This window comes from Sphingopyxis sp. GW821-FHT12F08, assembly GCF_058806755.1.
In genome coordinates, this window is the sequence record NZ_JBXAQA010000001.1 from 653,775 (window position 1) to 668,432 (window position 14,658).

Consider the following 14,658-nt stretch of genomic DNA (forward strand, 5'->3'; position numbering starts at 1 on the left):
CGCCAGCTCCTCCCCCGCCATGGTGTCAGCAGCAGCCGGTGGCCGCGGGCGCTTTCGCCGCCGCGGGGACGCAGCAGCTGCCTTCGGCGGCGGCCGGCGACGCCAGCGGCGCGAAATCGGGGCTGTCGCCATACACGGTCGCCTCGCCATTGGTCAGAAAGGCTTCCCACACCACCCCGTCGGGGTCGGCGATCCAGCTCTTTTCGGATTTGGCATAGCAGCAGGTGGTTGCGCCCTCTTCGAGCACCGGCGCCCCCGCGTTTTTCAGCCGGCCATAGACCGCGGCCAGTTCGGCTTCGTCCTCGACCTGCAGCCCGACATGCTCGATCCCGCGATGCGCGCCATCGCGCACCGAAATCGCAAAATTGATCCGCGGATCGTCGAGCATCCATTTCGCATAATCGGGCTTGGTCACGCTCGGCACTGCGCCGAACAGTCCCGAATAGAAAGCGATCGACTTGTCGAGGTCAGCGACCCCTACATGCATGTGGAACCGGCTCATGCGCTTTTCCTTTCGTCTTGCGTCACCACGTCGCACGCGGGCGCACAGGCCACCCCGCCGCCGCAGCAATTTTCGGTGAGAAAGCCGACCAGTGCGTTCATCGCGGCATAGTCGGCGGTGTAGATCAGCGACCGCCCCGCGCGCCGTTGCGCGATCAGCCCGGCGTTCGACAATATCGCGAGGTGAAAGGAGAGCGACGAGGCTGGCACACCCAGCGCCTCGGCAATCGCGCCGGCCGCGAGCCCCTCGGGCCCGGCCTGCACGAGCAGGCGGAACAGCGCCAGCCGATGCTCCTGCGCCAGCGCCCCGAGCGCACGAACGACGCTGTTCGATTCCATCCGGGCCTCCATGATTCGATAATTGTCGAAATATGGAAGCAATGAGTCGGCGTCAAGCAATATTTCGACCATCATCGAAATGTTTCTTGATGCCCCTAAACCGTCCCCTCTTCCTTCTCCGCCTGCTGCCGCGCCCACATGTCGGCATACAGCCCGCGCATGCGCAGCAATTGCTCGTGCGTCCCGGTCTCCGCCACGCGGCCTTTATCCAGCACGATGATGCGGTCGGCGTTCACCACCGTCGACAGGCGGTGCGCGATCACCAGCGTCGTGCGGCGCTCGGCGATGCGTTCGAGCGTTGCCTGGATCGCCGCCTCGGTGCGGCTGTCGAGCGCGCTTGTCGCTTCGTCGAGGATCAGGATCGGCGGGTTCTTGAGCAGGGTGCGCGCGATCGCGACGCGCTGTTTTTCGCCGCCCGAGAGCTTGAGCCCGCGCTCGCCGACCTCGGTGTCGTAACCCTGCGGCAGGATCGCGATGAAGCCGTCGATCGCCGCGCCCTCGGCCGCCGCGGCGATGCCCTCGGCGCTCGCATCGGCGCGGCCATAGGCGATGTTGTAGCCGATGCTGTCGTTGAACAGCACCGTGTCCTGCGGGACGATGCCGATCTCGGCGCGCAGGCTCGCCTGCGTCACCTGCGCTATGTCCTGCCCGTCGATCGCGATGCGCCCGCCCTGCGGGTCGTAGAAGCGGAACAGCAACCGCGCGATCGTCGACTTGCCCGCGCCCGACGGCCCGACGATCGCCACGGTCTCGCCCGCCTGCGCCGCGAAGCTCACCCCGTTCAGGATCGTCCGGTCGGGCTCGTAGCCGAAGACGACATTCTCGAACGCCACCGCGCCGCCGTTCACCACCAGCGGCCACGCGTCCGGCGCATCGGCGATTTCGGGCGGGGTGTCGATCAGGCGGAACATCGCCTCCATGTCGATCAGCCCCTGGCGGATCACGCGATACACCATGCCGAGCATGTCGAGCGGGCGGAACAGCTGCGCGAGCAGCGTGTTCACCAGCACCACGTCGCCGACCTGATACTCGCCCTTCGACCAGCCCCACACCGTGTAGGCCATCGCCCCCGCCATCGCGGCGTTGGTGATCAGGCTCTGCCCGATGTTGAGCCAGGCGAGGCTGTTCTCGCTCTTCACCGCGGCGCGCGCATATTGGTCGGCGACGTCGCGGTAGCGCGCCGCCTCGCGCGCCTCGGCGCCGAAATATTTGACCGTCTCGTAATTGAGCAGGCTGTCGACGCTGCGCCCGACGGTCAGCGTGTCGAGGTCGTTCATCCGCACGCGCAGCGCATTGCGCCAGTCGGTCACCCGCCTCGTGAAGATGATGTAGAGCACCACCATCAGCGCGGTCGCGCTCGCGAGGCCGAAGCTGAACTTGGTCCAGAAGATGATCAGCACCGCGGCGAGCTCGATCACCGTCGGCGCGATGTTGAACAGCAGGAAATAGAGCATCGTGTCGATGCTTTTGGTCCCGCGCTCGATCACCTTGGTGACCTCGCCCGTCCGCCGCGCGAGGTGGAAGCGCAGGCTCAGCGCATGGAGATGGGTGAAGGTCGCGATCGCGAGCTCGCGCGTCGCATCCTGCCCGACACGCTCGAACACGACATTGCGGAGATTGTCGAACAGCACCCCGGCAAAGCGCGCGCCGGCATAAGCGAGCACCAGCCCGATCGCGAGCGCGACCCCCTCCTGCATCCCCGGCGCCATCTTGTCGATCGCGGCGCCATAGAGGAAGCCCATCGACAGCTGCACGCCCTTCGACGCGAGCACGATAAGCGCCGCGGCGACGATCCGCAGCTTGTGCCCGCCGTTCCCCGCGGGCCACAGATAGGGAAGGAAGCGCCGCAGCGTCGCGAGGACGGGCGGCTCCTTGGCCGCCTCGGCGGAAGTGGACGTATCGGGCGGCATGCGCGGCCTATGTAGGGTGGCGGCGGTGCGACGCCAAGCGGGGTTGGTGCGGGTCTCGGGCGGGGCACTATTTTTGTCTCACGCAAAGGCGCGAAGCCACAAAGAGGGCTTACTCAAACCCCGTTTGTGCTGAGCTTGTCGAAGCACCGTCCTTTTCTTCGAGGTCACGAAGAAAGAACGGCCCTTCGACAAGCTCAGGGCAAACGGGAGTGGGACCCTCTTTGTGGCTTCGTGGCTTTGTGCGAGTTTCCTCTTCGCGCCTTCGCGCCTTTGCGCGAAACCACTCCTACCGCGAATCGCGGTACCCCGCGCGCCGCAGCAGGCGGTCGATCAGCCGCCGTTCGTCGGGGGTCGGTCCCGCCAGTTCCTTGGGATGCGGAATATCCGCGCGGCGGCCGAACAGCGGGCGCCGCGGGGGGACGAGGGGAGAGAAACGCATGGGGCCAACCTTTTGCCAAGCGGCGTCGCCCCCGGCGCCGCAGATGGTCTGGTCCCTGCGTCCTGTCTGTCAGCGCATGGTTGCCGTAGCGTAAAGCGGCTTGGTTACTGCTTTCTTTCGGGTACCGTGAAGGTGCCGGTCACGCGCCCGCCGCTGCCCGGGACGACATTGCCGTCCGGCCCGCGCGTCGCGCCGCGGCCGTCGACCGTCGCGCGCCCCGAATTGAGGTCGATCACCAGCCGCCCGCCGTTGAGGCGGTTGCCGCGCTGGGTCAGCTGGACGTTGCCGACCATCGTGATCAGCCGCCGGTCGAGGTCGTAGATCGCGACATTGCCCGACGCGCGCTCCTCGCCCTTGGTCACCACCACGCCGCCGGTCGCGTCGAGCCGGTTGACGTCGGTGCCGCCCGAACGGCTGTAAGCGACGGTCATCCGCTGCGAGGTGACGGTCATCCCCGCCTGCGTCACGCGCACCCCGCCCGCCAGGATCACGCGGTCGGCGCGGTCCTGCACCTCGATGCTGCCGGCGTCGAAATCGACGGGCGCGTTGCTGTTGTGGTTGGCGAGCGCCTGCGCCTGCGCCGCGTCGCCGCCGCTACCCGCCGACAATATGGCCATGCTGGTCAGCGCGAAGCTCGCGCCCGCAACGAGCAGGCTGCGTCGCCCGAACAGCCGCGGCGATGACGTCATTTCAGCACTCCCTGGTTGATCCGCAGCTTCGCATTGCCCGACAGGCGGACGATGCGCTTGTCGAGGTCGGCGGACAGCTGGTTGGCCGAAAAGCGGCCGATGTTCAATGTGCCCGCGACGCCGCCGGTGCCGACCAGGCTGCGCGTCTTGAGGTCGATCGCGACATTGCTCGCGTCGATGCGATATCCGTCGGCGCTCTTGACCTGCACCGTGCCGGGCACCGCGACCTTTTCGGTGTCCATATTATATTGCCCGTGCGCCGCGGCGATCGTTGCTGGACCGTCGGCAAGACGGATCGCGCCCGACAACTGGTCCATCCGCACGATCGGCTCGGCGGAGGATTTCTGCACCGCGCTCCCCGCGATCAGCGCGAAGGGCTGGCCCTTGCTGTCCTGCCCGCGATATTCGGCGCGCGTCACCTTCATCCGCTCCCTGGCGACCTCGACCTTGTCCTTCGACAGGAGGAAGCTGACCTCGGCGCGCTGGGTGAAGGGCGAGAAGATCAGCACCGCCGCGACCACCCCGATGACCAGCGGCAGCCCGAAGCGCAGGATGCGGATCAGCCGGTCGTGGCTCGACCCGCTGGTCGCCCACAGCTGGCGCATCGTGCGGTCATGATCGGCGCGTTCGGACATGCGAATCAACTATGCGCGAAGATGTCGATCTCGGGCCAGCCCGCGAGGTCGAGCCGCGCGCGCGTCGGCAGGAAATCGAAACAGCTTTGCGCGAGTTCCATCCGTCCCTCGCGGACCAGCCGCGCGTCGAGGATCTCCTTCATCGCGTGGAGGAAGCGCACGTCGCTCGCGGCATAGTCGCGCTGCGCGTCGCTCAGCTGCACCGCGCCCCAGTCGCTCGACTGCTGCTGCTTCGACACTTCCTGGCCCAGCAATTCGCGCACCAGTTCCTTGAGCCCGTGGCGGTCGGTATAGGTGCGGATCAGCCGCGAGGCGATCTTGGTGCAATAGACGGGCGCCGCCATCACGCCCAGCGCCTGCTCGATCGCGGCGAGGTCGAAGCGCGCAAAATGGAACAGTTTCAACCGGTTGGTATCGCCGAGCACGGCTTTCAGCACCGGCGCGTCATAGGCGCTGCCGGGGCCGAAGCGGACGAGATGCTCGTCGCCCGACCCGTCGCTGATCTGGACGAGGCACAGCCGGTCGCGCAGCGGGTTGAGCCCCATGGTCTCGGTATCGACCGCGACCGGCCCGGGGCCCAGCGCGCCCTCGGGCAGATCTTCTTCGTGGAAATAGACAGTCATGCCCCGCCTTAGGCGAAGCCGCCTTGCGGCTCAATGACTGGTTTCGCCCGCGGTATGGGGGTACCGGAACGATGCGGCGGACGCTGCCCGGGCTGCGGCGGACCCCCTGAATTTTCTGTTCGCAGGACGTTCGCATTTAGGTTATATATTGCGTCGTTAGCGGCACGGGGCGAGTCTGTGCCCAGGGTGAACTGCGTCTCCGTCCGGCGCAAGGAGCCGGTGTGAACGGAGCGTGGACGAACCGAAAGCGACTATCAGACAATGAGTTTCAACAAAGACCGCCGTGGCCATCGGGGGCGCGGTAAGCGCGATGATTTCGGCAATTTCGACAGCTTCGAACCGGCACCTTATGGCGGCGACAGCTATGGCGGCGGCGCGCCGCGCGGCGGCTTCGGCGGCGGGGACCGTGGGGGCGGTTTCGGCGGCGGTGATCGCGGCGGCGGCTTCGGCGGCGGCGATCGTGCCGGCGGCGGTGGCGGCTTCGGCGGCGGACGCGGCGGCGGCATGCCGGCGCAGGTCGTCGGCGAGGGCAATGGCACCGTCAAATTCTTCAACCCGTCGAAGGGTTTCGGCTTCGTCGCGCGCGACGACGGCGGCGAGGATGTGTTTGTGCACATCAGCGCGGTCGAACAGGCCGGGCTGCAGGGCCTGGCCTCGGGCCAGCCGCTCGGCTTCACCCTCGTCGAGCGCAACGGCAAGGTGTCGGCGATCGACCTGAAGATCGAAGGCGAACCGATGCCGATCGAGGACAGCGCTCCGCGCCGCGACGATCGCGGCGGCGGCGGTGGCGGCTTCGGCGGCGACCGTCCGGGCGGCGCCCGCGGCCGGCGCCAGCTGACGGGCGAACGCACCTCGGGCACGGTGAAATTCTTCAACACCACCAAGGGCTTCGGCTTCATCGCGCGCGACGACGGACAGGCCGATGCCTTCGTCCACATCAGCGCGGTGCAGCGCGCGGGCATGACCGGCCTCGAGGAAGGCGACCGCGTCGCCTTCGACATCGAAGTCGACGATCGCGGCAAATTTGCCGCGGTGAACATCCAGCCGCATCAGGACTGATCGTCCCACCAGCGAATAGGAAAAGGGCGGCCGCGAGGCCGCCCTTTTTCGTTGGGGGTATGGCAAAGCCCTCTCCCCTTCAGGGGAGAGGATAGCGCTGCTTGCTCCGTCAGGTGCTAGCGAAGCTTGGAGAGGGGCCTGGGCCGCTGGCGCAGCAAACCCCTCTCAACTCCGGCTAGCCAGCAAGCTCGCAAGCCTGCGTATCTCTCCCCTGAAGGGGAGAGAGCAAAGGTGGCTCAATACCCCGCCGTCGCTTCCAGAAACCATACCCGCTGCTCGGTTTCGTCGGCCCAGGCGTCGACCAGCCCGCTCGTCGCGATGTCGCCGTCGCGCTCGGCGGCGGCCTTCACCTCCTTGAGCTGGGCGAGCAATATGCGGTTGTCTGCGGCCAGCGCCCCGACCATCGCGTCGGCGGCGACGCCGGGCGCGTCGTCGTCCCTGATCGACTGGCGCCGGCCGACGTCGCCGATCGAGCGCAAGGTCGCGGCGCCATTCTTGCGCACGCGCTCGGCGATCAGATCGGTGGTCGCGAGGATCTGTGCCGCCTGTTCGTCGAACAGCAGATGAAGCTCGCGGAAATGCGGACCGTGGACGTGCCAGTGATAATTTTTGGTCTTGAGGTAGAGCGCGAAACTGTCGGCGAGCAGCGCGTTGAGCGCGTCGGCGACGGCGGGCTGATTATGTTCGGGCATGACACCCTCCTTTCGTCCCGCCGATATAGGGGTCCCGCCGCGAAGCTTCCCACGCAGCCTTTCGCGCTGAATGATCGATAAAATCGATTACTGGCTGATGATGCCGAACGCCGTCATCGCGCTGCGCAGCCCCCAGACGATCAGCACCGCGGCGGCAATCCAGCGCACGATCTTCGCCGCGCGCTTTCCGGCCAGTTCGGGACCGAAGGCGAGGAAGGGCAGCATCGCGAGGATCCAGCCGGCGAGCCCGCCGGCAGCCGCCCAATGCCCCGCACCGCTGGTCGCGGCGAGCGCGCCGATCAGGAAATGGCTGCGGTCGCCGAACTGCGACAACAGCATGCGCGTCGCGAGCAGCGGCACCGGCGCGCGGGCCAGGCTCTCGGCATCGGGGCCCAGCCGCCCCGGCCACAGCAGCGCGGCGGCGCCCGAAATCAGCGCAAAGGCGACGAGCAACATCACGATACCCTGCCCGACCATCGCATTGGCGACGCTCCCCGCGACCGCCGCGACCACGGCGTTGATCACGAAGGCGGCGACCGCGATTCCGAAGGTGAGACGCCGGTCGCTGCGCAGCGCCAGCAGCTGCGACAGGAAGCTCCCCGTCCGCCCGTCGGCATTGGCCAGCGCCACCGCGACGAGCGCGATCATGATGGCATCCATGAAAAAGCGTCCTAAAGCGGCGTCAGTGGCCGAGGCGCATCGCGACCGACGCCAGCCAGGCTTCCTGCATCGCGGGGGCCATCGGCCCGCGCGGCGCGCTCGCGGCGTCGCTCATCGCGTCGAGATAGGTCAGGATCGCCGCGCGATAGCCGCCCGCGGCGACCGCCGATTCGAGCCGGCTCGCCAGCGTCTCGACCGCGGCGAAACCATTGTCGCGCGCAAGGCAGCGGATGTCGTCGATCCCCTGGACGATCTGGGTCAGCGCGCAATGCGGCAGCGCCTCGGCGAGCGCGCCGATCTGCCCGGTGATGCGGCTCTGGATTTCCTGGCTCGGGTCGTTGTGGCTCAGCATCGTCGCCCCCTGTCCTCAAGGGCTCCACGATGCGCCTAATTGGTTAACAGGCGGTTAGGATCGTTAGGGCCGCGCAGCGCCCATTCCGACTCGCACAAAGCCACGAAGCCACAAAGATAGGGTCTCCCCCTCAACCGTTCGTGCTGAGCTTGTCGAAGCACCGTCCTTCTTGCGGAATTCGAAGAAAGAACGGCCCCCTTCGACTGCCTTGCAGGCGCTCAGGACAGGCTTTGACAAGCTCAGGGCGAACGGGAAAGAGAGTCCTTTGTGGCTTCGTGGCTTTGTGCGAACAAAATCGCACCCGGCTCGCCGCCTCAACGGTGTCCGCTGGGTCCGGCCTGCCCCTGCTTGCAGCGGTACATGTCGCGGTCGGCCGCCGCGAGGATGTCCGATTCGGTCATGTCGGGCTGCAGCATCGCGACCCCGAAGCACGCCGACAGCGCGATCTCGCACCCGTCGTAGAAGGCGGGGGTCGCGGCCAATATCTCGCAGAGCCGCGTCACCTGGACGCGTGCGCCTTCCTCGGTCGACTGGTCGAGGATCAGCCCGAACTCGTCGCCGCCGATGCGCGCCGCGACGTCGGTCGAGCGGATCGAGCCGAGCAGGCGGTCGGCGATCTGGATCAGCGCGAAATCGCCCGCGGCATGGCCGAAGCTGTCGTTGATATATTTGAGCTGGTTGACGTCGGCGAAGACCACCGCGGCGGTCTCGGCATGCCGCTCGAAGCGCGCGATGCGCTGGTGGATCGCGGTCAGGAAATAGCGGCGGTTGAACAGCGGGGTCAGCGTGTCGCGTTCGGACACGCGCTCGAGCTCGGCGACCGCTATCTTGAGGATGCGATTCTCGCGGCGCAACGCGTCGCGCTCGCGCCGTACCTCGCGCAGCTGGTCTTCGATGGAGTCGACGGGTACGGCGGTCAGGTGATCGACCGCGATCCGTGCCCCCCCAATGCTATCCATCCCGAAACGTCCCCGAAGCGAACCCGTGCCGCCGGCCCGATGCCGATGGTCTATCCTGTGATCGCCGACCCTAGACGGCACATGATACCAATCGGTAAACGCTGCCGCGATTTGATGGCGTTGCCCGCATCCTGTCCACCCGCTAGGGGGAGGGACGGCGATGACTCGCCGGGGCAGGGAGACAAGAGGGATGGGCGATACGGCGCCGCTTGTTGGCGTGATCATGGGCAGCCAGTCGGACTGGCCGACCATGGCGCACGCCGTGGCCATCCTCGAACAATTGGGCATCGCGCACGAGGTGCGGATCGTCTCGGCGCACCGCACCCCCGACCGGCTCGTTTCCTATGCCAAGAGCGCCGCCGCGCGTGGGCTGAAGGCCGTGATCGCGGGCGCCGGCGGCGCCGCGCATCTGCCCGGCATGGTCGCCTCGATGACGCGCGTGCCGGTGCTCGGCGTGCCCGTCCAGTCGGCGGCCTTGAGCGGCGTCGACAGCCTTTATTCGATCGTCCAGATGCCCGGCGGCGTGCCCGTGGCGACCTTCGCGATCGGCAAGGCGGGGGCGACCAACGCCGGCCTGTTCGCCGCCGCGCTGCTGGCGAACGAGGACACCGATCTCGCCGCGAAACTCGACGCGTGGCGCACCGCCCAATCCGACGGCGTCGCCCCTACCCCCGTACGCGAGGGCTGACCCCTTGCTGCCACCGGGTTCGACGATCGGTATCTTGGGCGGCGGCCAGCTCGGCCGCATGCTCGGCGTCGCCGCGGCGCAGCTGGGCTTCAAGACGCATGTCTATGCCCCCGACGCCGAAAGCGTCGCGGCGGAAGTCACCGCGCATCACAGCCAGGCGGCGTGGGACGACGAGCCGCGCCTCGCCGCCTTTGCTGCGGCGTGCGACGCGGTGACCTTCGAGTTCGAGAATGTCCCCGTCGACACCGTCCGCTTCCTCTCGGGCCATGTCGCGATCCGCCCCGGCGCGCTCGGGCTGGAAATCGCGCAAGACCGGCTCGCCGAAAAGGCTTTCGTCGCCGGGCTCGGCGGCCGCACCGCGCCTTTCGCTTCGGTCCCCGACCGCGCCGAGCTCGATACCGCGCTGGCGGCCATCGGCGCCCCCGCGATCCTCAAGACGGTGCGCATGGGTTATGACGGCAAGGGTCAGGCGCGGCTCAGGGCGCCCGAAGACGCCGATACCGCATGGCAGACGATCGGCCGCCACGCCGCGATCCTCGAAGGCTTCGTCGATTTCGACCATGAATTTTCGGTGATTCTCGTGCGCGGCATCGACGGCGAGGTCCGCTTTTGGGATTCGACCGTTAACGCCCACGAAGGCGGCATCCTCAGCACCGCCAGCCTGCCGCCGCCGCAAATCATCCTCGACCAACAGGACGACGCGCGCGCGATGATGGCGCTGATCGCCGAGGCGCTCGACTATGTCGGCGTGCTCACCGGCGAATTTTTCGCGACGGACAATGGCCCGATATTCAACGAAATGGCGCCGCGCGTGCACAACAGCGGCCACTGGACGATCGAGGGTGCGGTGACCAGCCAGTTCGAGAATCATATCCGCGCGATCGCCGGACTGCCGCTCGGCAGCACCGCGACGCGCGCATTGCCGGTGGTGATGCGCAACCTGATCGGCGCCGATATCGCACAAATCCCCGCGCTGCTCGCCGACGAAAATTGCCACGTCCATCATTACAGCAAGACCGAGGTGCGCGAGGGGCGCAAGCTCGGCCACGCGACCTGGGCGGGGGCGGAACCGGCATGAACCACCCCGAAATCACCCTGATAATCGCGCGCGCCGCGAACGGCGTGATCGGCGCCAATGGCAAGATGCCGTGGCACCTGCCCGCCGACCTCCGCCGTTTCAAGCAGCTCACCATGGGCCGCCCGATGATCATGGGGCGCAAGACCTTCGACAGCCTGCCCGCGATCCTCGAAGGCCGCCGCCACATCGTCCTCACCCGCGATCCCGACTGGCAGGAGGACGGTGCCGAACCCGTCGCATCGGTCGAGGAAGCGCTGCGCCTCGCGAACGGACCGCAGGTGATGGTGATCGGCGGCGCCGAAATCCATGCGATGTTCCTGCCGATCGCCGACCGCATCGAGCTCACCGAGGTCGCGCTCGAACCGGCGGGCGACGCGTCGATCGCCTATCCCGATCCCGCCGACTGGGTCGAGGCCGCGCGCGAGGACCACCCAGCCGACGGCGGCCGCCCGGCCTACAGCTTCGTCACTTTCGTGCGCTCCGGGGACAAGGGGAGGACGTAATGCGCCGCTGGCTCACCGCCATCCTGCTGATCGTCGCGCTCGCCGCGCTGGCCTTCTTCACGCTCGCCCCCGGGGTCATCGAGCGCGGGCTCAACAAGATCGACGGCAAGCCGCTGCCCGCGGCCAGCGCCCGCGCCAAGGCGCTCCACAAGACGCTCATCATCGTCGACCTGCACAGCGACAGCCTGCTGTGGAGCCGCGATTTCCTGCAGCGCGCCGACCGCGGCCATATGGACCTGCCGCGCCTCGAAGACGGCAATGTCGCGCTGCAGGTGCTGGCGAGCACCACCCAATCGCCCAAGGGCCAGAATTACGACGCCAATAGCGCCGACACCGACAATCTCACCGGGCTCGTCATCGCCCAGCTCCAGCCGGTGCGGACGTGGGATTCGCTGCTCGAACGCTCGCTGTGGCACGCGACCAAGCTGCACCGCAACGCCAAGGCGTCGGACGGCAAGCTGCGCGCGGTCGCCAGCGCCGACGAGCTCGCCGCGCTGTTCGCCGCGCGCCGGGCCAAACCGCACACCACCGGCGCGATGCTCAGCGTCGAGGGGCTCCACAATCTCGAAGGCGATATCGCCAATCTCGACAAGCTCTATGCCGCGGGTTTCCGCATGGCGGGGCTCACCCATTTCTTCGACAACGACCTCGCGGGGTCGATGCACGGGCTGAAGAAGGGCGGGCTCACCCCCTTCGGGCGCGACGTGATCGCGCGCATGGAAGCCAAGGGGATGATCGTCGACGTCGCGCATTGCAGCAAGGCCTGCGTCGCCGACATCCTCAAAATGGCGCGCCGCCCCGTCGTCTCCAGCCACGGCGGGGTGCAGGCGACCTGCCGGGTCAACCGCAATCTCGACGACGATCAGATCCGCGGCGTCGCCGCGACGGGCGGGCTCATCGGCATCGGCTATTGGGACGCCGCGGTGTGCGACACCTCGCCCGCGAGCATCGCCAGGGCGATGAAGCATGTCCGCGACCTCGTCGGCATCGACCATGTCGCGCTCGGCAGCGACTATGACGGCGCGACCACCGTGCGCTTCGACACGTCGAAGCTCGTGCAGGTGACGCAGGCGCTGATCGACGCGGGGTTCAGCGACGACGAGATCCGCGCCGCGATGGGCGGCAACGCGATCCGCGTGCTCGGCGCGGGGCTCGTCCCGCTGACCCCGCCCGCGCCATGATGGATTTCCAAACCTCCGTTTGTGCTGATCTTGTCGAAGCACCGTCCTTCTTTCTTCGAACGTCGAAAGAAGGAACGGCCCTTCGACAGGCTCAGGGCGAACGGGGAGAGGTGGGCCCATGATCCGCCTCGACGGCCACGACCGCATCCCCGATCCCCTGCGCGCCGGGGTGATCGCGCTCGGCAATTTCGACGGGTTCCACGCCGGGCACCAGGCGGTCGTCGGCCGCGCCGTGCGCCACGCGCAGGACGAGGGCCGCCCCGCGATCGTCGCCACCTTCGACCCCCATCCGGTGCGCTTCTTCAAGCCCGACGTCCCGCCCTTCCGCCTCACCACGCTGGACCAACGGCAAGAGCTGTTCGCCGCGGCCGGCGCCGACGCGATGCTGGTCCTGCCCTTCGACGCCGCGCTCGCGGGGACGACGGCCGAGGATTTCATCGGCGCACTCCTCCTCGACCGCTACGGCGCCGCCGGCGTGGTCACCGGCGCCGATTTCGTCTTCGGCAAGGGCCGCGGCGGCGACGTCGTGACGCTCGCCGACCACGCCCGCCGCCTCGGCTTCTTCACCGAAATGGTATCGCCCGTCGACGACGCCGAAGAGGTGATCTCGTCGAGCCGCATCCGCGACGCGCTGCACGCCGGCGACTGCGCCACCGCCGCGCGGCTGCTCACCCGCCCCTTCACCGTGCGCGGCATCGTCCAGCACGGCGACAAGAACGGCCGCCTGCTCGGCTTTCCGACCGCCAATGTCGACATGGGCAATTATCTCCGCCCGCGCTACGGCATCTACGCTGTCACCGGCCGGCTCCCCGACGGACGTGTCCTGAAAGGCGCCGCGAATCTCGGCATCCGTCCCAGCTTCGACCCGCCCAAGGAATTGCTCGAACCGCATTTCTTCGACTTTTCCGAAGATCTCTACGGGCAGGAAATCGACGTCGCCTTCCACGCCTTCATCCGGCGCGAGGCGAAGTTCGAGACCATGGACGCGCTAATGGCGCAGATCGCAGCGGATTGCGAACGGGCCAAAGAACTGCTGGCCGACTTATAATCATCGTCACCCCGGACTTGATCCGGGGTCCGCCTTGTCTTGAAGGAAGGAAGGCGGGTGCCGGGTCAAGCCCGGCATGACGAAATCAGGGGGACGCATGACGACGAACGACAACTGGGCCGACGCCCTCGAAGGCCCGAAGAAAAAGCCGATGCGCCGCGGCACCAAGATCGCGCTCTGGCTCTTCGCCGCACTCGTCGCCTGGCTCGCGCTCAGCAACGCGAGCTGGCTCGCGCCCGATCCCGTCGGCAAGCCCAGGCTGATCGCGCACCGCGGCGTCTATCACCTCTACGACAAGCGCGCCGCGGTCGGCCGCGACACCTGCACCGCGCGGCACATCTACCCGCCGGCGCACGAAATTTTCGAGAACACCCCCGAATCGATGCGCCTCGCGGTCGGCTATGGCGCCGCGATGGTCGAGATCGACGTCGCGCCGACCAGAGACGGCCGCATGGTGCTCTTCCACGACTGGACCGTCGACTGCCGCACCGACGGCAAGGGCGACACGCGCGACCTGACGCTCGCCGAGCTGCAGGCGCTCGACATCGGCTACGGCTATAGTGCCGACGGCGGCAAGAGTTTCCCGCTGCGCGGCAAGGGCGTCGGCAAGATGCCGACCGTCGAGGCGGGCCTCGCCGCGCTTCCGGTCCACCCGATCCTCTTCAACTTCAAGTCGAAGAACGCAAAAGAAGCCGACCAGCTCTTCGCGATCCTCAAGGCATCGGGCCGCGACAGCGCGAAGATCGGCGACGCCTTCTACGGCCATGCAGCGCCGGTGAAGCGCATGCGCCAGCTGCTGCCGGCGAATTGGGCATTTGATCTGAAAACCGAAGCGATGGCGTGCTCGAAGGATTATGTGACCTACGGCTGGACGGGCATCGTCCCCGACAGCTGCCGGAACGGCGTGCTCGCGATCCCGGTCAATTATCAATGGGCCTTCTGGGGCTGGCCCGACCGGCTGATCGCGCGCATGGACAGCGCCGGCGCGAAGGTGATCGTCTTCGGCCCCTATGAAAAAGGCAAGTCGAACGAGGGGCTGAGCGACCCGCGCCAGCTCGCCAAGATCCCGTCGAGCTTCAACGGCTATATCTGGGTCGAGGATATCGCGAGCATCGGCCCGGCGCTGAAACCGCGGCAGAAATAAGAAATGCGCGCAGAGGCGCAGAGGCCGCAGAGATTTTGGTTCACGCGGAGACGCGGAGGCGCGGAGAAGAAATGAGAATGGCGGCCCCGCCGCCCTTGTCTCTTCTACTCTGCGATCTCTGCGCCTCTGCGCGAATCACCCTTCTTCTTTTTCCTCCG

18 protein-coding genes are annotated in these 14,658 nt (G+C 67.4%); 7 read left to right on the top strand and 11 right to left on the bottom strand.

All coding sequences use genetic code 11. The features are described 5' to 3' along the window. Positions 1–25: 25 nt before the first annotated feature. The 7 genes from AC1RNQ_RS03185 to AC1RNQ_RS03215 all read right to left on the bottom strand — a co-directional run bounded on the left by AC1RNQ_RS03185 (position 26) and on the right by AC1RNQ_RS03215 (position 5,136). Positions 26–502: an ArsI/CadI family heavy metal resistance metalloenzyme gene (locus tag AC1RNQ_RS03185; RefSeq protein ID WP_493168859.1), complete on the bottom strand. Its 477-nt coding sequence runs from the start codon at positions 500–502 to the stop codon at positions 26–28. Continuing rightward, positions 499–840, bottom strand: coding sequence for an ArsR/SmtB family transcription factor (locus AC1RNQ_RS03190; protein WP_493168860.1), 342 nt, complete (start codon positions 838–840; stop codon positions 499–501). Before AC1RNQ_RS03190 ends, AC1RNQ_RS03185 begins: the two co-directional genes overlap by 4 nt. A 95-nt stretch (positions 841–935) precedes the next feature. Beyond that, positions 936–2,750 (bottom strand): ABCB family ABC transporter ATP-binding protein/permease, encoded by a 1,815-nt coding sequence (locus tag AC1RNQ_RS03195; RefSeq protein WP_493168861.1) that lies wholly within the window; start codon positions 2,748–2,750, stop codon positions 936–938. Between the two features lie 286 nt (positions 2,751–3,036). Further along, the gene (locus AC1RNQ_RS03200; protein ID WP_493168862.1) at positions 3,037–3,189 is read right to left on the bottom strand and encodes a hypothetical protein; all 153 of its coding nucleotides are present in this window, start codon (positions 3,187–3,189) and stop codon (positions 3,037–3,039) included. A 104-nt stretch (positions 3,190–3,293) separates the two neighbouring features. Further along, positions 3,294–3,878: an LptA/OstA family protein gene (locus AC1RNQ_RS03205; protein WP_493168863.1), complete on the bottom strand. Its 585-nt coding sequence runs from the start codon at positions 3,876–3,878 to the stop codon at positions 3,294–3,296. Beyond that, positions 3,875–4,513, bottom strand: a complete 639-nt coding sequence (lptC, locus tag AC1RNQ_RS03210) for an LPS export ABC transporter periplasmic protein LptC (protein ID WP_493168864.1) — start codon at positions 4,511–4,513, stop codon at positions 3,875–3,877. The genes AC1RNQ_RS03205 and lptC overlap by 4 nt, the downstream gene beginning before the upstream one ends. Before the next feature lie 5 nt (positions 4,514–4,518). After that, positions 4,519–5,136: a ribonuclease D gene (locus AC1RNQ_RS03215; RefSeq protein ID WP_493168866.1), complete on the bottom strand. Its 618-nt coding sequence runs from the start codon at positions 5,134–5,136 to the stop codon at positions 4,519–4,521. A gap of 261 nt (positions 5,137–5,397) precedes the next feature. On the opposite strand from AC1RNQ_RS03215, the gene AC1RNQ_RS03220 reads away from it, so the two are divergent. After that, positions 5,398–6,195, top strand: coding sequence for a cold-shock protein (locus AC1RNQ_RS03220; protein WP_493168867.1), 798 nt, complete (start codon positions 5,398–5,400; stop codon positions 6,193–6,195). A 236-nt stretch (positions 6,196–6,431) separates the two neighbouring features. On the opposite strand, the gene AC1RNQ_RS03225 is transcribed toward AC1RNQ_RS03220, so the two are convergent. The 4 genes from AC1RNQ_RS03225 to AC1RNQ_RS03240 form a co-directional block, all read right to left on the bottom strand. Beyond that, positions 6,432–6,887 carry a Dps family protein gene (locus AC1RNQ_RS03225; protein ID WP_493168868.1) on the bottom strand — a complete coding sequence of 152 codons (456 nt, stop codon included), beginning with the start codon at positions 6,885–6,887 and terminating at the stop codon, positions 6,432–6,434. 87 nt (positions 6,888–6,974) lie between these two features. After that, a complete protein-coding gene (locus tag AC1RNQ_RS03230; RefSeq protein WP_493168869.1) occupies positions 6,975–7,547 on the bottom strand; it encodes a hypothetical protein in 573 nt (190 codons plus the stop codon). Positions 7,548–7,569: 22 nt separating this feature from the next. After that, entirely contained in the window at positions 7,570–7,899 is a 330-nt protein-coding gene (locus tag AC1RNQ_RS03235; protein ID WP_058809916.1) for a hypothetical protein, read from the bottom strand. 314 nt (positions 7,900–8,213) lie between these two features. Then, on the bottom strand, positions 8,214–8,858 hold the full coding sequence (locus AC1RNQ_RS03240; protein ID WP_493168871.1) for a GGDEF domain-containing protein: 645 nt from the start codon (positions 8,856–8,858) through the stop codon (positions 8,214–8,216). Positions 8,859–9,048: 190 nt separating this feature from the next. Here AC1RNQ_RS03240 and purE point away from each other — a divergent pair, with 190 nt between their 5' ends. From purE to AC1RNQ_RS03270, 6 genes are all read left to right on the top strand, one after another. Further along, positions 9,049–9,546: a 5-(carboxyamino)imidazole ribonucleotide mutase gene (purE, locus tag AC1RNQ_RS03245; RefSeq protein WP_493168873.1), complete on the top strand. Its 498-nt coding sequence runs from the start codon at positions 9,049–9,051 to the stop codon at positions 9,544–9,546. 4 nt (positions 9,547–9,550) lie between these two features. After that, entirely contained in the window at positions 9,551–10,624 is a 1,074-nt protein-coding gene (locus AC1RNQ_RS03250) for a 5-(carboxyamino)imidazole ribonucleotide synthase (RefSeq protein WP_493168874.1), read from the top strand. Beyond that, positions 10,621–11,127, top strand: coding sequence for a dihydrofolate reductase (locus AC1RNQ_RS03255; RefSeq protein ID WP_493168875.1), 507 nt, complete (start codon positions 10,621–10,623; stop codon positions 11,125–11,127). Before AC1RNQ_RS03250 ends, AC1RNQ_RS03255 begins: the two co-directional genes overlap by 4 nt. Further along, positions 11,127–12,308 carry a dipeptidase gene (locus AC1RNQ_RS03260; RefSeq protein ID WP_493168876.1) on the top strand — a complete coding sequence of 394 codons (1,182 nt, stop codon included), beginning with the start codon at positions 11,127–11,129 and terminating at the stop codon, positions 12,306–12,308. The genes AC1RNQ_RS03255 and AC1RNQ_RS03260 overlap by 1 nt, the downstream gene beginning before the upstream one ends. A gap of 118 nt (positions 12,309–12,426) precedes the next feature. Further along, positions 12,427–13,356, top strand: a complete 930-nt coding sequence (locus AC1RNQ_RS03265; RefSeq protein WP_493168878.1) for a bifunctional riboflavin kinase/FAD synthetase — start codon at positions 12,427–12,429, stop codon at positions 13,354–13,356. Between the two features lie 97 nt (positions 13,357–13,453). After that, entirely contained in the window at positions 13,454–14,500 is a 1,047-nt protein-coding gene (locus AC1RNQ_RS03270; RefSeq protein ID WP_493168879.1) for a glycerophosphodiester phosphodiesterase family protein, read from the top strand. Positions 14,501–14,658: the final 158 nt, after the last annotated feature.